Annotated in this window: 1 protein-coding gene; it reads left to right on the plus strand. The window is 29.6% G+C overall.

The window, feature by feature from the left end:
* Nucleotides 1-82: 82 nt before the first annotated feature.
* The gene (locus tag L21TH_RS14680) at nucleotides 83-259 is read left to right on the plus strand and encodes a hypothetical protein (RefSeq protein ID WP_006308266.1); all 177 of its coding nucleotides are present in this window, start codon (nucleotides 83-85) and stop codon (nucleotides 257-259) included.
* The last annotated feature ends 194 nt before the right edge of the window (nucleotides 260-453 follow it).

Raw genomic sequence — 453 nt, forward strand, 5'->3', positions numbered from 1 at the left:
TAAATAAATAAAATGCAGTATTTATGCGAGTTGTAGAGTTCTGCAACGAGCTAATAACAAATAAATATTAGGAGGGATTTTAATGGAGCAAAGATATGTAATAAGAACTAACGATGGATTTTCACAGCCTATGACTAGAGAACAAGCAATTAAGATGGTGAAGGAATATGATAAACAAGGAATTTCAGCATATATAGTTTCTGAAGAAGAAGGCGAAAGGATAAAAAAGAATAAATTTAATAAGCCAACCTGGAGTTAAAGGGGAACGAATACAGTAATTTGTGAATATTATATAAGTATAAAACCAATTAAATAAGCAAGTCCTAATATAGTAGGTATAAGAATAATTCAAAAACAATCAAATAAATTAATAATATAGAAGTATTGTGTAAACCTCTATCATGTGCTTAAAGGGGGGAGGGTTTTGGATTATAGTTTAAGCAAAGAAGACCT

Source organism: Caldisalinibacter kiritimatiensis (assembly GCF_000387765.1).
In the GTDB taxonomy this organism is placed as follows: Bacteria; Bacillota; Clostridia; order Tissierellales; family Caldisalinibacteraceae; genus Caldisalinibacter; species Caldisalinibacter kiritimatiensis.